This is a genomic window from Pseudomonas sp. C32 (genome assembly GCF_030417915.1).
Taxonomy (GTDB): Bacteria; Pseudomonadota; Gammaproteobacteria; order Pseudomonadales; family Pseudomonadaceae; genus Aquipseudomonas.
On record NZ_JAUHUK010000006.1, the window covers coordinates 23,080 to 43,691 of the forward strand.

General features: G+C 61.0%; 18 protein-coding genes. 13 read left to right on the top strand and 5 right to left on the bottom strand.

Annotation, left to right across the window (positions count from 1 at the left end):
* Nucleotides 1–7: 7 nt before the first annotated feature.
* From QYH43_RS08720 to QYH43_RS08730, 3 genes are read left to right on the top strand one after another with little or no spacing between them, the layout of a single operon-like run.
* Nucleotides 8–562, top strand: coding sequence for a helix-turn-helix domain-containing protein (locus QYH43_RS08720; protein WP_095056900.1), 555 nt, complete (start codon nucleotides 8–10; stop codon nucleotides 560–562).
* A 20-nt stretch (nucleotides 563–582) separates the two neighbouring features.
* Entirely contained in the window at nucleotides 583–1,929 is a 1,347-nt protein-coding gene (locus QYH43_RS08725; RefSeq protein WP_095056899.1) for a glutamine synthetase family protein, read from the top strand.
* Between the two features lie 56 nt (nucleotides 1,930–1,985).
* The gene (locus QYH43_RS08730; RefSeq protein WP_159953414.1) at nucleotides 1,986–2,150 is read left to right on the top strand and encodes a hypothetical protein; all 165 of its coding nucleotides are present in this window, start codon (nucleotides 1,986–1,988) and stop codon (nucleotides 2,148–2,150) included.
* A gap of 137 nt (nucleotides 2,151–2,287) precedes the next feature.
* Here QYH43_RS08730 and mhpT read toward each other — a convergent pair whose 3' ends face one another.
* Entirely contained in the window at nucleotides 2,288–3,505 is a 1,218-nt protein-coding gene (gene mhpT / locus QYH43_RS08735; RefSeq protein ID WP_367316887.1) for a 3-(3-hydroxy-phenyl)propionate transporter MhpT, read from the bottom strand.
* Between the two features lie 331 nt (nucleotides 3,506–3,836).
* Between mhpT and QYH43_RS08740 the strand changes: the two genes are divergently transcribed.
* On the top strand, nucleotides 3,837–5,159 hold the full coding sequence (locus QYH43_RS08740) for an OprD family porin (protein ID WP_095056897.1): 1,323 nt from the start codon (nucleotides 3,837–3,839) through the stop codon (nucleotides 5,157–5,159).
* 60 nt (nucleotides 5,160–5,219) lie between these two features.
* On the opposite strand, the gene QYH43_RS08745 is transcribed toward QYH43_RS08740, so the two are convergent.
* Complete coding sequence (locus tag QYH43_RS08745) at nucleotides 5,220–5,708, bottom strand: MarR family transcriptional regulator (RefSeq protein WP_095056896.1); 489 nt, start codon at nucleotides 5,706–5,708, stop codon at nucleotides 5,220–5,222.
* Between the two features lie 213 nt (nucleotides 5,709–5,921).
* Between QYH43_RS08745 and QYH43_RS08750 the strand changes: the two genes are divergently transcribed.
* The 4 genes from QYH43_RS08750 (at nucleotide 5,922) to QYH43_RS08765 (ending at nucleotide 11,507) form a co-directional block, all read left to right on the top strand.
* A complete protein-coding gene (locus QYH43_RS08750; RefSeq protein ID WP_095056895.1) occupies nucleotides 5,922–6,752 on the top strand; it encodes a p-hydroxycinnamoyl CoA hydratase/lyase in 831 nt (276 codons plus the stop codon).
* Between the two features lie 83 nt (nucleotides 6,753–6,835).
* Nucleotides 6,836–8,284 (top strand): aldehyde dehydrogenase, encoded by a 1,449-nt coding sequence (locus QYH43_RS08755; protein WP_095056894.1) that lies wholly within the window; start codon nucleotides 6,836–6,838, stop codon nucleotides 8,282–8,284.
* 89 nt (nucleotides 8,285–8,373) lie between these two features.
* Nucleotides 8,374–10,257 (top strand): feruloyl-CoA synthase, encoded by a 1,884-nt coding sequence (locus QYH43_RS08760; protein WP_301156890.1) that lies wholly within the window; start codon nucleotides 8,374–8,376, stop codon nucleotides 10,255–10,257.
* Nucleotides 10,254–11,507 (top strand): thiolase family protein, encoded by a 1,254-nt coding sequence (locus QYH43_RS08765; RefSeq protein WP_301156891.1) that lies wholly within the window; start codon nucleotides 10,254–10,256, stop codon nucleotides 11,505–11,507. Before QYH43_RS08760 ends, QYH43_RS08765 begins: the two co-directional genes overlap by 4 nt.
* A gap of 150 nt (nucleotides 11,508–11,657) precedes the next feature.
* Here QYH43_RS08765 and QYH43_RS08770 read toward each other — a convergent pair whose 3' ends face one another.
* The gene (locus QYH43_RS08770; protein ID WP_159953413.1) at nucleotides 11,658–11,819 is read right to left on the bottom strand and encodes a hypothetical protein; all 162 of its coding nucleotides are present in this window, start codon (nucleotides 11,817–11,819) and stop codon (nucleotides 11,658–11,660) included.
* Between QYH43_RS08770 and QYH43_RS08775 the strand changes: the two genes are divergently transcribed.
* Nucleotides 11,800–12,900 (top strand): polyamine ABC transporter substrate-binding protein, encoded by a 1,101-nt coding sequence (locus tag QYH43_RS08775; protein ID WP_301156892.1) that lies wholly within the window; start codon nucleotides 11,800–11,802, stop codon nucleotides 12,898–12,900. The two genes, QYH43_RS08770 and QYH43_RS08775, sit on opposite strands and share 20 nt — an antisense overlap.
* A 48-nt stretch (nucleotides 12,901–12,948) precedes the next feature.
* On the opposite strand, the gene QYH43_RS08780 is transcribed toward QYH43_RS08775, so the two are convergent.
* Nucleotides 12,949–13,989 carry an AraC family transcriptional regulator ligand-binding domain-containing protein gene (locus QYH43_RS08780; RefSeq protein ID WP_095056890.1) on the bottom strand — a complete coding sequence of 347 codons (1,041 nt, stop codon included), beginning with the start codon at nucleotides 13,987–13,989 and terminating at the stop codon, nucleotides 12,949–12,951.
* Nucleotides 13,990–14,060: 71 nt separating this feature from the next.
* On the opposite strand from QYH43_RS08780, the gene QYH43_RS08785 reads away from it, so the two are divergent.
* On the top strand, nucleotides 14,061–14,975 hold the full coding sequence (locus QYH43_RS08785) for a LysR family transcriptional regulator (protein ID WP_095056889.1): 915 nt from the start codon (nucleotides 14,061–14,063) through the stop codon (nucleotides 14,973–14,975).
* Nucleotides 14,976–15,129: 154 nt separating this feature from the next.
* Here QYH43_RS08785 and QYH43_RS08790 read toward each other — a convergent pair whose 3' ends face one another.
* Entirely contained in the window at nucleotides 15,130–16,047 is a 918-nt protein-coding gene (locus tag QYH43_RS08790) for a LysR family transcriptional regulator (protein ID WP_095056888.1), read from the bottom strand.
* A gap of 97 nt (nucleotides 16,048–16,144) precedes the next feature.
* Here QYH43_RS08790 and QYH43_RS08795 point away from each other — a divergent pair, with 97 nt between their 5' ends.
* The 3 genes from QYH43_RS08795 to QYH43_RS08805 all read left to right on the top strand — a co-directional run bounded on the left by QYH43_RS08795 (nucleotide 16,145) and on the right by QYH43_RS08805 (nucleotide 20,567).
* Nucleotides 16,145–16,984, top strand: a complete 840-nt coding sequence (locus QYH43_RS08795; RefSeq protein ID WP_301156893.1) for an AraC family transcriptional regulator — start codon at nucleotides 16,145–16,147, stop codon at nucleotides 16,982–16,984.
* Between the two features lie 407 nt (nucleotides 16,985–17,391).
* The gene (locus QYH43_RS08800) at nucleotides 17,392–19,218 is read left to right on the top strand and encodes a DUF1302 domain-containing protein (RefSeq protein ID WP_301156894.1); all 1,827 of its coding nucleotides are present in this window, start codon (nucleotides 17,392–17,394) and stop codon (nucleotides 19,216–19,218) included.
* A gap of 11 nt (nucleotides 19,219–19,229) precedes the next feature.
* On the top strand, nucleotides 19,230–20,567 hold the full coding sequence (locus tag QYH43_RS08805; RefSeq protein ID WP_301156895.1) for a DUF1329 domain-containing protein: 1,338 nt from the start codon (nucleotides 19,230–19,232) through the stop codon (nucleotides 20,565–20,567).
* Nucleotides 20,568–20,612: the final 45 nt, after the last annotated feature.

Below are 20,612 nucleotides of genomic sequence, written 5' to 3' on the forward strand. Positions count from 1 at the left end.
CCTCTAGATGGACATGCAAGAAGAAATCTCGGCGCTGGCGATCCTGATCCAGGACCTGCGCAAGCATAAAAAGTACACGCTCAAGGAGCTGGCGGACAAAATCGGTCGCTCCGTCGGATTCCTGTCCCAGGTCGAGCGTGGACTGTCGCGCCCGACCGTGGCGGACTTGACCGCCATCAGCGAAACCCTGGGCGTGCCGACCACGTATTTCTACAGCCTGCCCAAGCCCATGGCGTTGCCGTGGGTCACCCGCCCGGATGAGCGTCGCACGTTGTACTACGCCGACGGCATCACCGACATCCTGGTCTCGCCCAAGATGCGCGCGTCGTTTTCGATGCTCGAAAGCCAGCTCGAACCCGGCGCCAGCAGCGGTGACCGGCACATGAAGGACAGCTCCGAGCAGGGCGGTTACGTGCTGGAAGGGGAGTTGACCCTGTGGCTCGATGACAACGCCCCGGTGACCCTGCGAACCGGCGACAGCTTTCAACTGGCCAGCCATGCGCACTGCCGCTACGGCAACCTTTCCGATCAACCGACCCGCGTGCTTTGGGTTTACACCTGAAAACAACAAGGAATGAAATGATGGATGCTGTGTGCTCTGAACTGCTGGCCGAGGTTCGCAACTTCCGCCACTGCAACCCCGAAGTGCGATACGTCGACCTCATCTCCCTGGACATCCCGGGGCATTTCTACGGCAAGCGCTACCCGATTGAAATGCTGGAAAAAGTCGCGGCGGGCAGTGCACTCAAGTTGCCGCAAAACTGCGTGCTGCTGGGGACGCAGGGTGGGTTGTTCAAGATCGGTGACTACTGCTTCAACGACGGTGACCCGGACGCGCTGCGCCGTCTGGTGCCCGGCACGCTGAAATTGGTGAGCTGGGAAAAGCAGCCCCTGGGCCAGATGTTGATTACCTCGGACGGTACCGAAAAGCCCATCGAATTCGAACCCCGCGAAGTGCTGGCGCAGGTACTGGGACGCCTGCACCGCAAAGGTATTTTTCCGGTGGTGGCGTTCGAGCTGGAGTTCTATCTGTTTGACAGCCGCTTGAAGGAGGGTCTGCCGCAGTTCCCCCGCGATGACCTGACCGGCGACGCGGATGACCAGCCGAACATGCACATCGAACGCCTGTCGCGGTTCGCTCCGGTGCTTGATGAAATGGTCGAGACCGCAAGGGCTCAGGGCGTCGATGCCACGGTGATCACCGCCGAACTTGGCCCCGGTCAATTCGAAATCAATTTCGGGCATTGCGATGACGGCCTGCGCGCCGCCGACTGGGCGGCCCTGTTTTGCCGCAGCACCCGGGGCGTGGCGCTCAAACACAACTACCGCGCCAGTTTCATGGCCAAACCTTATTTGCAGCACCCGGGCAGCGGCATGCACGTGCACGTGAGCCTGTACGACAAGGCCGGCAACAACCTGTTGGCTGCGAACGGTCAGCGCGCGTTGCGTCACGCCGTGGCCGGTTGCCTGGACGTGTTACCGCACTGCATGCCGATTTTTGCGCCGAACCACAACGCCTTGCGCCGCTTGAGCGGCACAGTGAACGTCGCGTCCCGTGCCAGTTGGGGCTTTGAAGACCGGGATGCGTGCCTGCGGATACCCGAGTCAGACCTCAAGAATCTACGTATCGAACATCGCCTGGCGGGCGCCGATGCCAACCCGTACCTGGCACTCGCAGCCATTCTGGTGGGATTGGAGCAAGGGCTGGAAGGGGAGCGAGAGCCGATTGCACCGCTCAACGAAGACCGTACCAGTGGTATCGAATTTCCGTTGGAAATGCTCGACGCCGTGCAGTCCATGCAAAACCATGCGCCACTGCGCGAAGGCCTGGGCGCGGAGTTCGTGGATGTTTACTGCGAAAACAAGCGTCAGGATCATCTGGCATTTCTGCATGACATCAGTGCGCGTGAGTACCGTTGGTTCCTGTGATGGGGCATAGAAAATGTGTGGATATTTAAAGGCTTATAAAGGTTAGTAACTGGATAGTGAGTAAAAATATCTTGTTACAGGCTGAAATATTCCGTAATATCCGCGCCGCGTTCACCACCACGGTTTATGCATTTTTAAATCCCGGGCGTCCATCAGCTGCCTGGGATTTTTTTTGCCTGAAATTTGGTGTGCATGTCGAAGATCAAAAGATCGCAGCCTGAGACTAAACAAAATAGTGTGGCGAGGGAGCTTGCTCCCGCTGGACTGCGCAGCAGTCCCTGCTTTTCAGATGAAGAGCCGGGGCCGCTTCGCTGCCCAGCGGGAGCAAGCTCCCTCGCCACTGGTTCATCAAATGCAGTCAGTTTGCAGCTTCCGGTTGCGCCTCGGTGCTGGCTCCGCTACGGGCAATCACGGTGATGATCGACAGCGCCGCAATCACCAGTCCCGGTGAAGTCGCCAGCAGCACTCCGGCAGTACCTGCGCCCGCGGCGAGAATCTGCCCGGCGGCCAAAGGCCCGGCGACCGAACCCAGACGACCGATGGCCACCGCTGCACCGACACCGGTGGCGCGTACCGAGGTCGGGTAGGACGGAGGCGCCAGGGCGTACAGCACCAGTTGCGCTGCCATGACAAACAGCCCGACCGCAAACCCGGCAATCGCCATTTGCACAATACCCACCGACAGGCCGACTCCGGCCAGTGCCGCCAGCAAACCGGCGTACACGAACAGTACGACCTTCAGGCCGTTGCCACGGTCGAGCAGCATACCGCCCAGCAGCGAGCCGATCGCACCGCCAATGTTGAACAACATCTGCACCATGCCGGCCTGGGGTTTGGTGAAACCCTGCGCCAACAGCAGCGACGGCAGCCAGTTGAGCAGCATGTACATCACGGTCAGGGTGAAGAAGTAGCTTAGCCACAAGGCCAGGGTGTTGCGCGCGCGACCTTCGCCGAACAGCGCCCGGCCGGTGGAAGAGCGGGGGCCTTCGGTCGTGACATGTTGCTGGCGGAACGCCGTGGATTCGGGCAACAGCAGGGCCATCAACGGCACCACCAGCAAAGGCGTCAGGCCGCCGATGATAAAGGTGGTCTGCCAGTGTTCGCTGGAGAACATCGCCACTACGGCCGCCAATGCGCCGCCCAAGGGTACGCCGCAATACATGACGCTGATGGCGGTGCCGCGTTTGCGTTCGCTGACGGCCTCGGCACACAAGGCAATCAGGTTGGGCAGGGCGGCACCCAGGCCCAGGCCGGTCATGAAGCGCACCAGCAACAGACCGCTGTAGGTTTCGACATAGGCGGTGCAGAGCGAGAACAGGCCGAACAGCAGCACGGCGCCGACCAGGATTTTCTTGCGGCCGATGCGATCGGCCCCCCAGCCGCCAAAAAATGCACCGGGCAGCAAACCGATGATCCCTGCACTGAAGACCCAGCCCATCATTTTCGGGTCCAGGGCAAAGCTTTGGCGCAATCCGGCGGCAGCGGTGCCGGCAGCTTGCAGATCGAACCCTTCGATCAGCGCAACGATAAAGCACAAAGCGATAGTCAGCGTCGAGCGACGCGATGGACTGTCCATGGGTGAACCTCGTTGTTGTTTTTGTTGTGGAGTCGAGCCATTCCTTTGCACTCCGGCACGCTGGATGTAATGGCTGATGATTAAGATAACAAATATAACTAAAAAATGAACGACCTCTTAAAAGGCATAATTCACTGAATAAAAACCTTTAAAAACAATCGATTGATTGATTTATGATGATTTTACCTAAAAATAGATAAGAATATTAATGTTCGATTATCGGCTATCTGCGATTGACGATCACCCTCGGCTGTTTCCATTCTCTGTCCACGAAGCCGATTGCCCTGTGGTCGTCAGGCATCCAGCACAACAATAAAAATGGATATCGAACATGCCAAAACACCCCGTCAACGCCGAAGCACCGGCGTCTGTTTCCTGTGTGTCCCGCGTTAATCCAGGGTTGCTCCTGGCGCTTCTCGGCTTCAGCGTCCAGCCCTTGCATTCGCATGCAGCGGGTTTCATCGAGGACAGCCACGGCAACTTGACCCTGCGCAATTACTACCTGGACCGTGACTACAAGGATGGCGGGGCCAAATCCGCTGCGCGGGAATGGGCCCAGGGTTTCATCCTGGGCATGGAGTCGGGCTATACCGAAGGGGTTGTGGGTTTCGGCCTGGACGTTCGTGGGTTACTGGGGGTCAAGCTCGACTCTGCGCCGGATCGCAGCGGCACCGAGCTGTTGCCGGTGTCGGCCAGCGACAAGCGTGCGGCGGATGAGTATTCGCGGCTCGCCCCGACGGCCAAACTGAGATTTGCCCAATCCACGGTGAAGAGCGGCGATGTCTCGATTTTCCTGCCGTTCGCTTTCGCCAGCCCATCGCGCCTGTTGCCACAGACCTTTCGCGGCACCACGCTCAGTTCCAAAGATTTCGACGGCCTGACTTTCAACACCGGCTACATCGATCGCATCAACAAGCGCGATTCCACGGACTATCAGGCCATGAGCATCGCCACGCCAAACCGGCGATTCAACGGCGCCGCCACCACCTCGCATCTGGCGTACGTGGGGGGCGATTATCAGGTCAACAAAGAACTCAGTCTGCGCGCCTACCATGCCGAGGTGGCCGACCTGTACCAACAGGACACCCTGGCGCTGCTGCACAACCTGCCGCTCGGCGAAGGTGTGTTCACCACTGACTTGCGCAGTTTTTTCAGCCGTGAGGATGGCGCCGCCAAAGCGGGTGAAGTGGACAACATCAACCTTTCGGCATTGTTCGGCTACCGCCTCGGCGGGCACCGTGTGAGCCTTGGCTACATGCATTCGAGCGGCGACACCGCAACGCCCTACATCTCCGGCACCGAGTTGATGGGCATGAGCGAACAGACCATGGCTTCGGATTTTCTCAATGCCAAGGAGCGCACCTGGCAAGCGATCTATGACTACGACTTCGTGGCGTCCGGGGTGCCCGGTTTGAAGGGAAGGTTGCGTTACGTGCGCGGTGACAATATCGAGTTGGCGGCCTTCAACGCCGAGGACCGCAAGGAGCGCGAGTTCCAGATGGAACTGGGTTACGTGATCCAGAGCGGTCCGCTGAAAAACGTCGGGCTGTTGGCGCGCAAGGCGATTTATCGCAATGACTTCCCGAGCGGTACGGCCTTTCGTGATGAAAACCAGACCCGCTTCCAGGTGCTCTACACCTTGCCGATCTGGTAGCGCCGGGTTGTTCGATGTTCCTGGCCGGCCACCCGTCGGGGGTGCGCCGGCATTTCCCGTTCAGTCCTGATAAACCTTCTTCAGCAGGCGCAGCAGTTCTTCGCGTTCCCCGCCGGTCAGCGCTGACGTGGAGTCGAAATCGCTCTGCGCAGCGATCTGCTTGAGCTCCTTGAGCAGGGTTTCGCCAGTCTTGCTCAGGAAGATCCCATAGGAGCGTTTGTCCGGTTTGCAGCGCACCCGCACCGCCAGTGCGCGGCTTTCCAGTTTGTTGAGCAGCGGCACCACTTGGGGCGGCTCGATGGCCAATGCGCGGGCCAGGTCGGCCTGCATCAGACCGGGGTTCTGGTCGATGATCGCCAGGGCCGAGAACTGGGCAGGGCGCAGATCGTGGGCAGAAAGACGACCGATCAGGTTCTGGAACAGTTTGAGTTGAGCCCGGCGCATGGCGTACCCGATCAAATCGTCCAGCGCTGAATCCAGCGGTGCCTGCGTCTGGGCATCGACGGGCGGGGACTCGCTCAGGTCGGCGGTAGGAGAAGACTTGGCCATGGCAGGTGAATCCTGAAGAAGTAGAGGTTAACAAGGCTATCTAGTTTGCCGGGGTTGGCCACCGATAGCTATGGCTGTGGTAATTGATGATGGGCGTGAGGGCTTTTTTTCTGAGAAGGAAAAATGGTTAATTTGAATAATAGTTAATTGACATAACTAAATTGCTCCTTTAATTTCCAGTCATCTTCAAGCCAAGAACAAGAGAGCATCGCCATGAGCAATTACGAAGGTCGCTGGACAACCGTCAAAGTCGAAGTGGAAGAAGGCATCGCGTGGGTCATCCTCAATCGCCCGGAAAAACGCAACGCCATGAGCCCGACGCTCAACCGCGAAATGATCGATGTGCTGGAAACCCTGGAGCAGGATCCGGCAGCCGGCGTGTTGGTACTGACCGGTGCCGGCGACGCCTGGACCGCGGGCATGGACCTCAAGGAGTACTTCCGCGAAGTGGATGCGGGCCCGGAAATCCTTCAGGAAAAAATCCGCCGCGAAGCCTCGCAATGGCAGTGGAAACTGCTGCGCATGTACGCCAAGCCGACCATCGCGATGGTCAACGGCTGGTGCTTCGGTGGCGGTTTCAGCCCATTGGTGGCGTGCGACCTGGCGATCTGCGCCGACGAAGCGACCTTCGGCCTCTCGGAAATCAACTGGGGCATTCCACCGGGCAACCTGGTGAGCAAAGCCATGGCCGACACCGTGGGCCATCGTCAGTCGCTGTACTACATCATGACCGGCAAGACCTTCGGTGGGCAGAAAGCCGCCGAGATGGGCCTGGTCAACGAAAGCGTGCCGCTGGCGCAACTGCGTGAAGTCACTGTCGAGCTGGCGCGCAACCTGCTGGAGAAAAACCCGGTGGTGCTGCGTGCGGCCAAGCATGGTTTCAAACGTTGCCGCGAGCTGACCTGGGAGCAGAACGAAGACTACCTGTACGCCAAGCTTGACCAGTCGCGGCTGCTCGACACCGAAGGTGGCCGCGAGCAGGGCATGAAGCAGTTCCTCGACGACAAGAGCATCAAGCCCGGTCTGCAGGCCTACAAGCGCTGAGACTGATCGCCGGGTGCCTGTCCGCCCCGGCGCGCTGTATCGCTCGAATGCATTCCCGACAAAGACAATAAAGAGGAATCACCATGCTGGACGTGCCCCTGTTGATTGGCGGCCAGTCGCTTCCTGCCCGCGACGGTCGAACCTTTGAACGCCGTAACCCGGTGACCGGCGAATTGGTGTCGCGGGTCGCCGCTGCCACCCTGGAAGATGCCGACGCCGCGGTGGCTGCCGCTCAGGCGGCGTTTCCCGCCTGGGCTGCTTTGGCGCCCAATGAACGTCGCACCCGTTTGCTCAAGGCCGCCGAGCAGTTGCAGGCGCGCAGCGACGAGTTCATCGCAGCGGCCGGCGAGACCGGGGCCATGGCCAACTGGTACGGATTCAACGTGCGGCTGGCGGCCAACATGCTGCGTGAAGCGGCGTCGATGACCACCCAGATCAACGGCGAAGTCATCCCTTCGGATGTGCCCGGCAGTTTTGCCATGGCCCTGCGCCAACCCTGCGGTGTGGTGCTGGGCATCGCCCCGTGGAATGCCCCGGTGATTCTCGCCACCCGTGCCATCGCCATGCCGCTGGCGTGCGGCAATACCGTGGTGCTCAAGGCTTCCGAACTGAGCCCGGCCGTGCACCGGTTGATCGGTCAGGTCCTGCAGGATGCAGGTCTGGGCGATGGCGTGGTCAACGTCATCAGCAATGCCCCGGCCGATGCCGCGGCGATTGTCGAACGGCTGATCGCCAACCCGGCGGTGCGACGGGTCAACTTCACCGGTTCAACCCACGTCGGGCGCATTGTCGGCGAACTCTCGGCGCGTCACCTCAAACCGGCGCTGCTTGAGTTGGGCGGCAAAGCGCCGTTGCTGGTGCTCGATGATGCCGACCTGGATGCAGCGGTGGCGGCGGCAGCCTTCGGCGCGTATTTCAATCAGGGCCAGATCTGCATGTCCACCGAACGGTTGATCGTCGATGCCAAGGTTGCCGATGCCTTCGTCGCCAAACTGGCGGCCAAGGTCGAGACCTTGCGCGCCGGTGATCCTGCGGCGGCGGATTCGGTGCTCGGTTCACTGGTCGATGCCAGTGCCGGCACGCGCATCAAGTCGCTGATCGACGATGCCGTCGCCAAGGGTGCGCGGCTGGTGATTGGCGGGCAGCTGGAAGGCAGCATTTTGCAGCCGACCCTGCTCGACGGCGTCGACGAAACCATGCGTCTGTACCGCGAAGAGTCCTTCGGCCCGGTGGCGGTGATGTTGCGCGGGGAGGGCGATGAAGCGTTGCTGCGCCTGGCCAACGACTCCGAGTTCGGATTGTCGGCAGCGATCTTCAGCCGCGACACCGGGCGCGCTTTGGCGCTGGCCCAACGGGTCGAGTCGGGCATCTGTCATATCAATGGCCCGACCGTGCACGACGAAGCGCAAATGCCCTTCGGCGGGGTCAAGTCCAGCGGCTACGGCAGCTTTGGCGGCAAGGCGTCCATCGAGCATTTCACCCAGTTGCGCTGGGTGACCTTGCAGCATGGACCGCGGCACTACCCGATCTGAACCGCAGAAATAACAATAAGAAGGCTGCAGCCACCACCATGCCCATTCGTGCGGCTTGGTGGTAGCGTGCCTTGATGGAGAACAAGCACGTGAGTTCCGAATTCAGATCGCAACCCCACACCGAAGCCAGCGCGCCGCGCTATCGTCACGTGTCGATCGGTCGCGCCGCGGTCGAGGTGACAGAGCAGCAGGGCGCATTGCACATGCGTTCCCTGGAGCCATTGGCCGAGTGTCCGCCACGACTGCTCGATCGCCTGGTGCATTGGGCCAACGTGCGTCCCGAGCAAACCTTCATCGCCGCCCGCCAGGCCGACGGTGAGTGGCGCCGCGTCAGCTACGCCGAGATGCTCGACAGCGTTCGCGCCATTGCCCAGAGCTTGCTCAGTTATGGCCTGTGCGCAGAGAAACCGCTGGTGCTGCTTTCGGGCAACGACATTGAACATTTGCAACTGGCGTTCGGCGCCCTGTATGCGGGCATTCCCTACTGCCCGGTGTCCCCGGCCTATTCGCTGCTGTCCCAGGATTTCGCGAAACTGCGGCACGTCTGCGACTTGCTGCAACCCGGCCTGGTGTTCGTCAGCGATGCGGCGGCGTACCAGCGAGCCATCGAGGCGGTGCTGCCGACTGAAACGCCTTTGATCACGGTTCGTGGTCAAATCGCCGGGCGCAGCCAGGTCAGTTTTGCCAGCCTGCTTGAACAACCGGGTGCTGCCGAGGCCGAAGCCGCGTTTGCCGGTACGGGACCGGACAGCATCGCCAAGTTCCTGTTCACCTCCGGCTCGACCAAACTGCCCAAAGCGGTGATCACCACCCAGCGCATGCTGTGCTCCAACCAACAGATGCTGTTGCAGACGTTTCCGGTGTTCGGCGAAGAACCGCCGGTGCTGGTGGACTGGCTGCCGTGGAACCACACCTTCGGCGGCAGTCACAACGTCGGCATCGTGCTGTACAACGGCGGCAGCTTTTACCTGGATGACGGTAAACCGACGGCGCAAGGTTTTGCGCAAACCCTGCGCAATCTCAAAGACGTGTCGCCGACCGCCTACCTGACCGTGCCCAAAGGCTGGGAAGAATTGGCTTCGGCGCTGGAGCAGGACGCCGAATTGCGCGAGATTTTTTTCAAGCGCATCAGTCTGTTTTTCTTCGCCGCGGCCGGTCTGTCGCAAAGCGTCTGGGACCGCCTCGACCGCGTCAGCGAACAGCATTGCGGTGAACGTATCCGCATGATGGCCGGGCTCGGCATGACCGAGGCTTCGCCGTCCTGCACCTTCACCACCGGGCCGTTGTCCATGGCCGGTTATGTCGGCCTGCCGGCACCCGGTTGCGAGGTGCGCCTGGTGCCGGTGGACGGCAAGCTGGAAGGGCGCTTTCGCGGGCCGCACATCATGCCCGGCTACTGGCGCTCACCGCAGCAGACGCGCGAAGCGTTCGACGCGCAGGGCTATTACTGTTCCGGTGATGCGCTCAAGCTTGCCGATCCGCGTGATCCGCAATTGGGGCTGATGTTCGACGGGCGCATCGCTGAAGATTTCAAGCTGTCGTCCGGGGTGTTTGTCAGCGTCGGGCCTTTGCGAAATCGTGCGGTGCTCGAAGGTTCGCCGTATGTTCAGGACCTGGTGGTGACCGCGCCGGATCGCGAGTGCCTGGGCGCGTTGGTGTTTGCGCGGATGTTCGAATGTCGACGGCTGTCAGGGTTGGCGGCGAGTGCCAGCGACAGCGAAGTGTTGGCCAGTGCGCCGGTGCGCGAGTGGTTCGCCGATTGGTTGCAGCGGCTCAATCGCGAGGCCACGGGCAATGCCAGTCGGCTGGAATGGATCGCCTTGCTCGACGAGCCGGCGTCTATTGACCGGGGTGAAATCACCGACAAGGGCTCGATCAATCAGCGTGCGGTATTGCAGTGGCGTGCGGAAAAGGTCGAGGCGCTGTATCGCGGGCTCGATCCGAGCATTTTGCGCGCGGGTGCGAAATCATGAGCGGTAACGGGCAGTATTCGGCTTTTGCCGATGCGGCGATTTTCGATGCGCTGCGCACGCCGTGGGTGGACCTCGGCGGTGCGTTGGCCGAGGTTTCGCCGATCGACCTGGGCATCAAGGTCGGACGCGAAGTGCTGGCCCGCGCCAATGTCGATCCGCTGGCGGTCGACAGCGTGCTCGCAGGCTCCGTGGCCCAGGCCAGTTTCGATGCCTACATGCTGCCTCGGCACATCGGCCTCTACAGCGGCGTGGCGCAATCGGTTCCGGCGTTGGGGGTGCAGCGTATTTGTGCCACCGGCTTCGAACTGCTGCACCAGGCCGCCAGGCAACTGGATGACGGCGTGCAACTGGCGCTGTGCGTGGCCGCCGAATCGATGTCACGCAATCCGATTGCGGCCTACACCCATCGCGGTGGCTTTCGCCTGGGTGCCGAGGTGCAGTTCAAGGATTTTCTGTGGGAGGCACTGTACGACCCGGCTCCCGGTGTCGACATGATCACCACCGCCGATAACCTGGCGCGGCGTTATGGCTTGAGCCGCGACGCCGTGGACGCCTACGCGTGTGCCAGCCATCAGCGCACATTCGCGGCGCAGCAAGCGGGGTGGCTGGCGCCCGAGATCGTTGCCGTGAGTGCTCAAACCTTTGAGCTGCCAGGCTATCAGCCGCGCAGCATTCGCCTGCCACGCGGCATCGAAGCGGTGAGTGAAGACAGCCATCCGCGCCCCGGCGATGTCGCCGCACTGGCCCGGTTGCGCGCCGTGCACGAAGGGGGCGTACAAACCGCCGGCAACAGTTGTGCGGTGGTCGATGGTGCCGCAGCGGCGCTGGTCGGATCGGCTTCGGCCTGTCGGGATACGCCGCTGGCGTTGCTGCGAGCGAGCGCCGTGGTGGGGGTGGCGCCGGAGTTCATGGGCATCGGTCCGGCACCGGCCATCCGCCTGTTGTTGCAACGCAGCGGTCTGAATCTGGATCAGATTGACCGCTTCGAAATCAACGAAGCCCAGGCCGCCCAAGTGCTCGCCGTGGCGCAGGCGCTGGAACTGGACTGTTCCCGACTCAACGTCCACGGCGGCTCAATTGCGCTCGGTCACCCGTTGGCCGCCAGCGGCTTGCGCCTGGTGATGACCCTGGCCCGGCAACTGCGCGCACACAACCTGCGTTACGGCATTGCCGCCGCCTGTGTCGGCGGCGGGCAGGGCATGGCGGTGCTGATCGAGAATCCGGCCTGGCGCGCTTTGCCAGGGTTGTAGCCAGCGCAGCTCAATCACTGAATCGGGTGTCACTGCGATGATGGGTTCGCCTCATCGGGACGGTGGCATCCATCCGGACAGCAAAATTGGCCATTACGATCCCCTTTTGGCCAACCCCACGCTGTGCTCCGGCCACCCCGTCGGCAAGAATCAGGCACCGGTTGCCGATAGTGCAACGACCACCCAAACCACAACTAGAATCTCCAGATCCTTGCCCTTGGCCATTTTCAAGGCCGCTGCCGTGTACAGAACATAAAAACCATCGAACTCACGCCACACTTGGGGAAAATCCATGGACACAATGAAACGCATACTGGGCGCCACTGTTTGCGGGTTGTCGCTGCTGGCCAGTGCCGTGTACGCCGAACAGCGCGAATTGCGTGTGTACAACTGGGCGGATTACATCCTGCCGTCCGTGCCCAAGGATTTCGCCAAGGACACCGGGATCAAAGTGACCTGGGACACCTTCGACACCAACGAATCCCTCGAAGCCAAGTTGCTGACCGGTAACTCGGGCTACGACCTTGTAGTGCCGTCGAACCAGTTCATCGAAACCCAGATCAAGGCGGGCGTGTTCCAGAAACTCGACAAGTCGAAACTGCCGAACTGGGCGCACCAGGACCCGGCCCTGCTCAAGCTGCTGGACAAGAACGACCCCGGCAACCAGTACGGCATGCCATACATGTATGGCACCGTGTTGATCGGCTTCAACCCGGCCAAGGTCAAGGCCGCATTGGGCGAAAACGCGCCGGTGGACAGCTGGGACCTGGTGTTCAAGCCCGAGAACATGGAAAAGCTCAAGTCGTGTGGCGTAGCGATGCTCGATTCACCGTCGGAGATCCTGCCGATCGCCCTGCATTACCTTGGGCTGGACCCGAACAGCCAGAACCCGGATGACTACGAAAAAGCCAAGGCGCTGCTGCTGAAGGTTCGCCCTTACGTGACCTACTTCAACTCGGCCAAATACATGACTGACATCGCCAACGGCGATATCTGCGTCGCCATCGGCTACTCCGGCAGCTTCTATCAATTCGGCAATCGCGCCAAAGAGGCGGGCAACGGCGTTGTCGTCGATTGGCGCCTGCCGAAAGAAGGCGCGCCGATCTGGTTCGATACGTTCGCCATTCCAAAAAGTGCGAAGAACGTTGCCGAAGCCCACGAGTTTCTCAATCACTTGATGGACCCGAAAGTGATCGCACCGATCAGCGACTTCCTCGGATACCCGAACGTCAATAAGGATTCGCTGCCGCTGATCAACAAGGAGATCACCGGCAACCCGAACCTGACGCCGACCAGCGAAGCGTTGAAGACGCTCTACGTCGTGCAGCCGTTGCCGCAAAAACTCGAACGTGTCCGCACACGAGTCTGGACCGCCATCAAATCCGATCAATAATCCTGATTACCCTGTCGGGGCGAACCGCATGACGCGGTTCTCCCTACCTTATTTGCTTCGGCGCATCCGGTACACACCCGGCGCACAACCCAGCCACCGCAAACACGCACGGTTGAAACTCTGCACATCGCTGTAGCCCAACCGGTCAGAAATCTCTACCAACTCCAGGTCCGCCGCTTGCAAAAAGTCTTCAGCGCGGCAGCGACGGTATTCATCCAGCAACTCTGAAAAACTCCAGCCCAGTGCCTTCAAGCGCCGGGCTGCAGTGCGTTCGAGCAAATGATGGGCGGCGCAAAACTGCTGCCAGTTGGCATCGGCGAGATCGGCGATCAGGTAGTCGCTGACTTGCTCCAGCAAGGTGGGCTCGCTGTTGCGCCGGGTCTGCTCCAGCAGTTCGACCAGGGTTTGTTCCAGCTCATGATTGCCCGGTGTCAGTGCGATGACGAACAGCTGAGGATCGAGGTGAATCGAATAGTGCGGTTGCTGCCATTGCACGGTGGCGCGCAAGGCGTGTTCATGTTCCTGAGAATTGGCGGGGGCGGGTCCGGGCAGACTGACACCCAGCACCGGATCGCGCTCCAGCCCGCTGGCGAGGAATTTTCGCCGCAACATGCTGCACAGGCTGATGAGGATGTAGTCGGCGGTCGCCGCAGGGGTCTTGACGCTGCCGCAGTCGAGCAGGCGCAACTCGACACTGTTTTCACCGCGCACGATCTGCGCTTGAAAGTGACCGTTGAAAAACGGAAAGAAACGCACGAAATACTCACAGGCGCTGTCCAGTGAGGCAGCCACGTCGAACAGATAGGTCAGACCATTGGTGGCGGTGGAAACGAAGCGCCGACCCGCCGCCAGACCGATCAACGGATCGCCCGTCTGCTCCAGGGCAAACGCCCAAAAGCGTCGCGACATGAACAGCGGTATGCGCATGAACGGCGTGCGCAATTCGAACAGGCTGCGACGAAACAGGTCTTCGATGCGTTCACGGGCAATCCCGCGTGCGAGCAATTCTTCAATGGCCGGCAGCAACGTCGGGGCGTAGAACGCATTGGCTGAGGGTTGAACGTGCAATGGCTGATCGCTTTTTGTCATGTAGGGCTCACAGCTTGTTTCGGAACACTGGTTAGGCTGCCCGACGTTAAGCGATTTGCCGGAGCAAGACCATGCTTGATTTACGCCAGCTCGACCTGAACCTTTTGCTTGCCTTCGATGCGATCTACCAGCAGCGCAGCGTCACCCGTGCCGCCGAGGTGATGTGCCTGTCGCAACCGGCCATGAGCAATGCGTTGCGTCGCCTGCGCGAATTGTGCGGCGACCCGCTGTTCATCAAGAGTCGTCTGGGGGTGACGCCGACACTGGTCGCCCATCGTCTGGCCGATTACGTGCGAGCGGCGCTGGAGTCGTTGCGCGATGGCTTGCGCATGATCCCCGCTGCGCGGCAGAACAACCCGTTGCTGCGCATCAGTTGTCTGGATTGTCTGCAACCGGTGTTGCTCGATGCCTTGCTCGAATCGCCCCACGCCGACTGGCAGGTGCGCTACTTTCAGCCTCGGCGCCGCGACGCCTTGCAGGACCTGGCCAGCGGCAAACTCGATATCCTCATCGACCTCGACCAGCCCCTGGCCGGGCTCGCCGGCCTGCACAAGCAATCGCTGCCGGCCGACCATTACGTGTTCGCTTATGGCGCGGCGCTCAAGGAACCACCGCGTTCCCTGCAAGCCTATCTGGAACAACCGCAGATTCAGATCTCCAGCCGCCGCGACGGGCTCAGCCCGGTGGACTTGCAGCTTGGCCTCAAAGGCCTGCGCCGGACCTTGGCGATGAGCACCCAAAGCACGCTGGCCGCCAAACTGATTGCCGACCGCCAGCCCTTCGGCATGAGCCTGCCGAGCCGCGTCGCCACGGTGCTGGGATTGCAGCAAGTGCCGCTGCCACTGGATGAACCGGTGGAGCTGAAACTGGCGCTGTACATCGAGGCCCGCTATCGCTTTGAACGCAGTCGCGAAGAAGCGATGCATTGTCTGCTGCGCGCCCTGGGCGAGCCGCGGGCGTTGCAGGCGCTGGCACGGCGTGCCTGATTTTCACTTATTCACGTGCGAATAATCATTTGTGGCGAGGGAGCTTGCTCCCGTTGGGACTGCGAAGCAGGCGCCAGTTTTTTGGGGTCGCTGCGCAACCCAGCGCGAGCAAGCTCGCTCGCCACAAATGCGCTGTCAGGCACCGAGATCGCGCTTAATTCGACGCCAGCAAACGCCGGTCAACGCTCAGGATCGCATCGACCATTGCCAGCGCTGCGGGTGTCAGGGAATGCCCGGCACGACTGACGATGCCGTAATGCAGTTGCAGGCCGGGATCATCCTTGGGCACGTCGGAAAACTCCAGGAAACAGATCAGGCCTTGATCGACCATTTCAGCCAGGGCTTCCACTGTGGCGATCCCCACCGCGTCGGAGCGCATGACCACGCGGCGAATCGCGTCGAATTGCGCGCACTCCACGCTGGGGTTGAAGTCCGGTTCGCCCTGCACGTCGGCGAGGATCTTGCGGATCATCGGCGGGATGCGTGTGCCGACCACCGCATAGTCGAGCAGGGCACGCAGGGACAGGTTTTCACGCTGGGCCAAAGGATGACCGACACGACAAAAGAACCGCCCGCGCCGGGGACGTAATACGTGCACCTGATACTGCGGATCACCGGTGAAGTAGCGCGAGTCCGCCACCAGGAATTCGATCTGCTGTTCGCGCAGCCACAACGCCAGTTGTTCCCAATCGCCCTGATCAAAACTGATGCGGATCGCGGGGTGCGCCTGGATAAATTCCGCCAGCGCCTCGGGCACCAGCAGTTGGGCCGGGTAGGGGCCGCAGCCGAATTTCAGCTCACCGCCGGTCAGGCCGTTGTACTGGGTCAGTTCGTTGTGCAACGCCTGACTGCCCGCGAGCAGACGACGGGCATGTTGCAGCACCAACTCACCCTGGCCGGTCAGGCGAAACTCGCGGCTGCTGCGCTCAACGAGGGCGCAATCGAGGTCCCGTTCAAGGGTCTGGATGCTGCGGCTGAAGGCAGGCTGGCTGAGATTGATCGCCTCGGCGGCGCGGCCAAAGTTTCGGTAATCGGCCAGTGCCACGAGGTGGCGGAGCTGTCGTAGATCCATCATGCGTCTCCTGCATTCAGCGGATACTTTTAATGCATTGGATCGATATCACAGACACTGGCATAAGTACATGCCTGTCTTCTCGCCGTAGCCTGCCATGACCAGCCAACCGTTTATTTCCAGTGCTTTCACCCGCACCATTCTCAGCCATGCCGGGCAGTCCGGGCTGTGTGAGGAACAATTGCTGGAGCGCGCCGGAATCAGTCTTTCCCTGTTGGACGGGCAGGGGACGCATGTGCCTGCGCATCTGGTCGAACGCCTGTGGAATGAATGCGAACGTGCGGGCGCGGGGGCTTCTTTCGGCTGCGAGTTGGTCAATGGCATGGCGACCACCACGTTGCAGGGCTTGAACATTCTGCTGGACTCCGCCGCGACCCTGCGTGCGAGTCTTGAGTGCTTCACCGAGTTTTTGCCACGGGTGACCAACTACGTGATCGCCGAAGTTGAAGAGACCAATGAACAGGCGCGGCTGCACCTGCGCAGCGCGGATCGGCAGCCGCACTTTTTTGGCCTGGACGCCGCGACGCTGAGCCTGGTGCGCAACATTGCCCGGCGCCTTGGACGGGCACCCGGCGAGGTGTTTGCCAGCGTCAGCCTGACGGCGCAGCAAGCCGCTGGCCAGTGGTTGCGTGGCGTCGGTGTCGATGTGCGCGAAGGGCCGCATCCGTGTCTGAGCCTGCCATTGGCCTGGCTTGATGAAACGCTGCTGGGGGCCAATCCGTTTTTGCATCAGGGCATGTTGCGGCATTGGCAAGCGTCTGCCGCGCAACACAGCCGCAGCGACAGCCTGGAAATGGCGCGGCATTGGTTGACTGCAGGGGATCAGCCTATCGAGCGGATTGCCGAACGCCTTGGGTATCGGCAACCGAGTAATTTTATTCGGGCCTTTCGCAAACAGTTCGGGATTACGCCCAAGCAGTTTCGGTTGGGGTTGTAGCCTTGGCGCCGATCTGGGTTTTGTGACTGTACTTCGAACCTGTAGGAGCTGGCTTGCCAGCGATAGCTGGCCTGTCAGTCAACATCGATGTTGGATGTACCGGCCTCATCGCGAGCAAGCTTGCTCCTACAGGCTTGGTGTCGTGCGAATCATTTGTGTTCGACGCAAACACTGTAGGAGCTGGCTTGCCAGCGATGGCGGTCTGTCAGTCAACATCGATGTTGGATGCACCGGCCTCATCGCGAGCAAGCTTGCTCCTACAGGTTGGGTGCCGTTCGAATAATTTGTGCATGCACAAAACCCTGAACCAACCCCCAATGATTACTTTTTGTCAGCCATCGCTTGCGTGTCATGGCTGACACTTAGGCACCGTGTCAGAGCTGAGCAACCCTGACCGGAGCCTAATAATGATAAAAAACCGCTCGGCCACAGCCCCAGTCCGCCAACGACTGACCCGGCTTGGCCACACCCGCCCGCAACCCCTTGCACTGGCGGTGCTTGCTGTACTCGCGGGCCCTGCGTCCGCCACCACCTTCGACCTCAACGAAGACTGGAGCCTGTCGACCAAGACCAGTCTGTCCGTGGGCAGCAGCTGGTCCACGCAAAGCCCTGACAAAAGCCTGATGACCCGCGCCAACGCCCTGCAAGCGCAGGGCGTGAGAGCCAATGGCAGCAGCGTCAGTGCCGACGACAACCGGCTGAACTTCGAGGACGGCGACCCCATCTCCCAGGTCTTCAAGGGCCTCACCGATTTCAGCCTCGATGGCCAGGGCCAGGGGGCGTTCGTTCGCTTCAAATACTGGTACGACCATGCCTACGAAACCCGGCAGGGACGCTTCAAGGATTTCGACGATTCGGGTTGGGATGACCTGTCGAAGTTCAAGGGCTTTGAAATGCTCGATGCGTACGTCTGGAAAGATTTCCAGATCGCCGAGCACCCACTGAACGTGAAAGTCGGCAACCAGGTGTTGTCCTGGGGCGAGGCGCTGCTGATCCAGAACGGCATCAACGTGATCAACCCGCTGGACGTCTCGGCGTTCAACCGACCTGGTGTAGAAATCAAGGAAGGCCAGTTGCCAGTGGAGATGATTTCCTTCAGCTTCGGCCTGACCGACACCACCAACCTCGAAGGCTTCTACCAGTACAACTGGCGTCCCAGCGTGCTCGACGGTTGCGGCACGTTCTTCGCCAGCAGCGATGCGATCCAGAAGGGCTGTGGGCCGCTGTACCTGAGCCAGGTGCAGACCGATCAACAGATGCAGGCGTCGGGGTTGTATGCGACGTCCCGTGGCAACGAATCACCGTCCGACAATGGCCAGTTCGGCTTCGCCTTGCGCCAGATGATCCCGGCGCTGAACGATGCCGAAGCGGCGGTCTACTTCATCAACTATCACTCGCGTCTGCCGTACTTCACCCTCGATGCGAAAAACACCGCCATTCGCGGAACCTTCCCCGGCCGCATCCAGGCACCGAGCTACGCGGCGGCGTTTCCGGAAGACATTCGTCTGTACGGCATCAGCCTCAATGGTGTGGAGCCGATCACCGGGATTTCCCTCGCCGGTGAAGTGAGTTATCGCCCGAACATGCCGTTGGCGATCAACGCGCCGGACGTCAACGTCGCGGTGATCTCCGGTGCGGCGGGCAGTTCCTGGGTGCAACTGCCGCCCGGGTTCAACGTCAACCGCGGCAACCGTTTTGACGCGTGGGAGCGCAAGGGCGTATGGCAGGCGACCGCTTCGGCGACCCAGGCCATTGACAACATTCTGGGTGCCACGCGACTGAGCCTGTTTGGTGAAGCCGGTGTCGTGCACATCGACGATCTGGGTGACGAGCGTCTGGGCCGCAACGCCGCGTTCGGCCGCAGTTCGACGCGCAACGGCACACCGTGCAACACCGCCGCCTCGGGCGTCACCAATCAGTACTGCACCGACAAGGGTTTTGCCACCGATTGGTCGTGGGGTTATCGCCTGCGCGCCAGCCTGGAATACAGCGACGTGTTGCCGGGCATCAACCTGATTCCGGCCGTCAACTGGCGGCATGACGTCGAGGGCTATTCGTACGATCCGCAAGGGCCGTTCCAGGAAGGCCAGCAAGCGTTGGGCGTCAGCTTGACCAGCGTCTACATGAACGATTACAGCGTGGAACTGGCTTACAACACGTTCTTCGGTTCCAACGACTACAGCACCCTCGACGACCGCGACTTCGCATCCGTCAGCTTCAAGGCAGACTTCTAAGGAGAACCGTTATGCGTATGCAAATGTGCGTGCTGGCCCTGGCCTGCACCGTGGGCCTGGCACAGGCCAAAGGCACCGACTCGGCGGCCCTGGGCAAGACCCTGACACCCATGGGCTCGGAAATGGCGGCCAACACCGACGGCAGCATTCCGGCCTGGACCGGAGGCCTGACGAGCAACGCCGGCACCGTCGACAGCAAGGGCGGTTACAGCGATCCGTATGCCGCTGAAAAGCCATTGTTCACCGTGACCGCAAAGAACCTGTCGCAGTACGAGAAATTTCTCAGCCCCGGGCAGATCGCGCTGTTCAAGCGTTTTCCCGATACCTACAAGATGAACATCTACCCGACCCATCGCAGCGCCAACCTGCCCAAGGAGGTGCTGGCGGTGAGCCGCGACAACGTCGCCAAAACCAGCATGGCCGATGGCGGTAACGGTTTGCATGACTATGCCAAAGGCATTCCGTTTCCGCTGCCCACCGAAGGTCTTGAGGTGATGTGGAACCACATGACCCGTTACCGCGGCGGCAGTTACGAGCGCATCAGTAGCTCGGCGCTGGTGCGCGAAAACGGTGCCACCAGCTACGTGCGCAACCAGTCGCTGATCAACTTCGCCGACACCGTGGGCGGGCTGGAACCGGGCAACAACGTGTTGTTCATGTTCAAGAGCCGAGTGCTGGAACCGGCGCGTTTGTCCGGTGAAGCGGTGCTGGTGCATGAACCGATCGACCAGGTCGCGGAACCGCGCTCCGCCTGGCAATACCTGCCGGGCCAACGTCGCGTGCGCCGCGCGCCGATGATTGCGTACGACAACAGCGCCCGTTACAGCAACGGCCTGATCACCGCCGACAACATCGACGGCTACAACGGCGCACCGGATCGTTTCGACTGGAAACTGGTGGGCAAGCAGGAGCTGTTCATCCCGTACAACAGCTACAAAATCGGCAGCCGCGACCTCAAGTACGACGCCGTGATCAAACCCAATCACGTCAACCAGGACCTGGCTCGTTACGAGAAACATCGGGTGTGGGTGGTGGAAGCCACCCTCAAGCCTGGCGCCCGGCACATCTACGCCAAACGCCGGTTCTATGTGGACGAGGACAGCTGGCAGATCGCGCAGTCGGACCAGTACGACAGTCGCGGCGAACTGTGGCGCAGCGGCGAACTGCACGCGATTCAGCAGTACGACCATGGCTTCACCTACAACGTGCTGGAAACCTCCTATGACCTGATCTCCGGGCGTTACTACGCCGGTGGCCTGGCCAACGAAGAGACCGAACCGATGCGCGTCGGCTTCGCCGCCAAGACCGACGACTACACCCCGTCGGACCTGCGGCGCTGGGCCAAGTAACCCGATTGGCCCGAGTGCACCGCAAACCCCTTTGTAGGAGCCCGG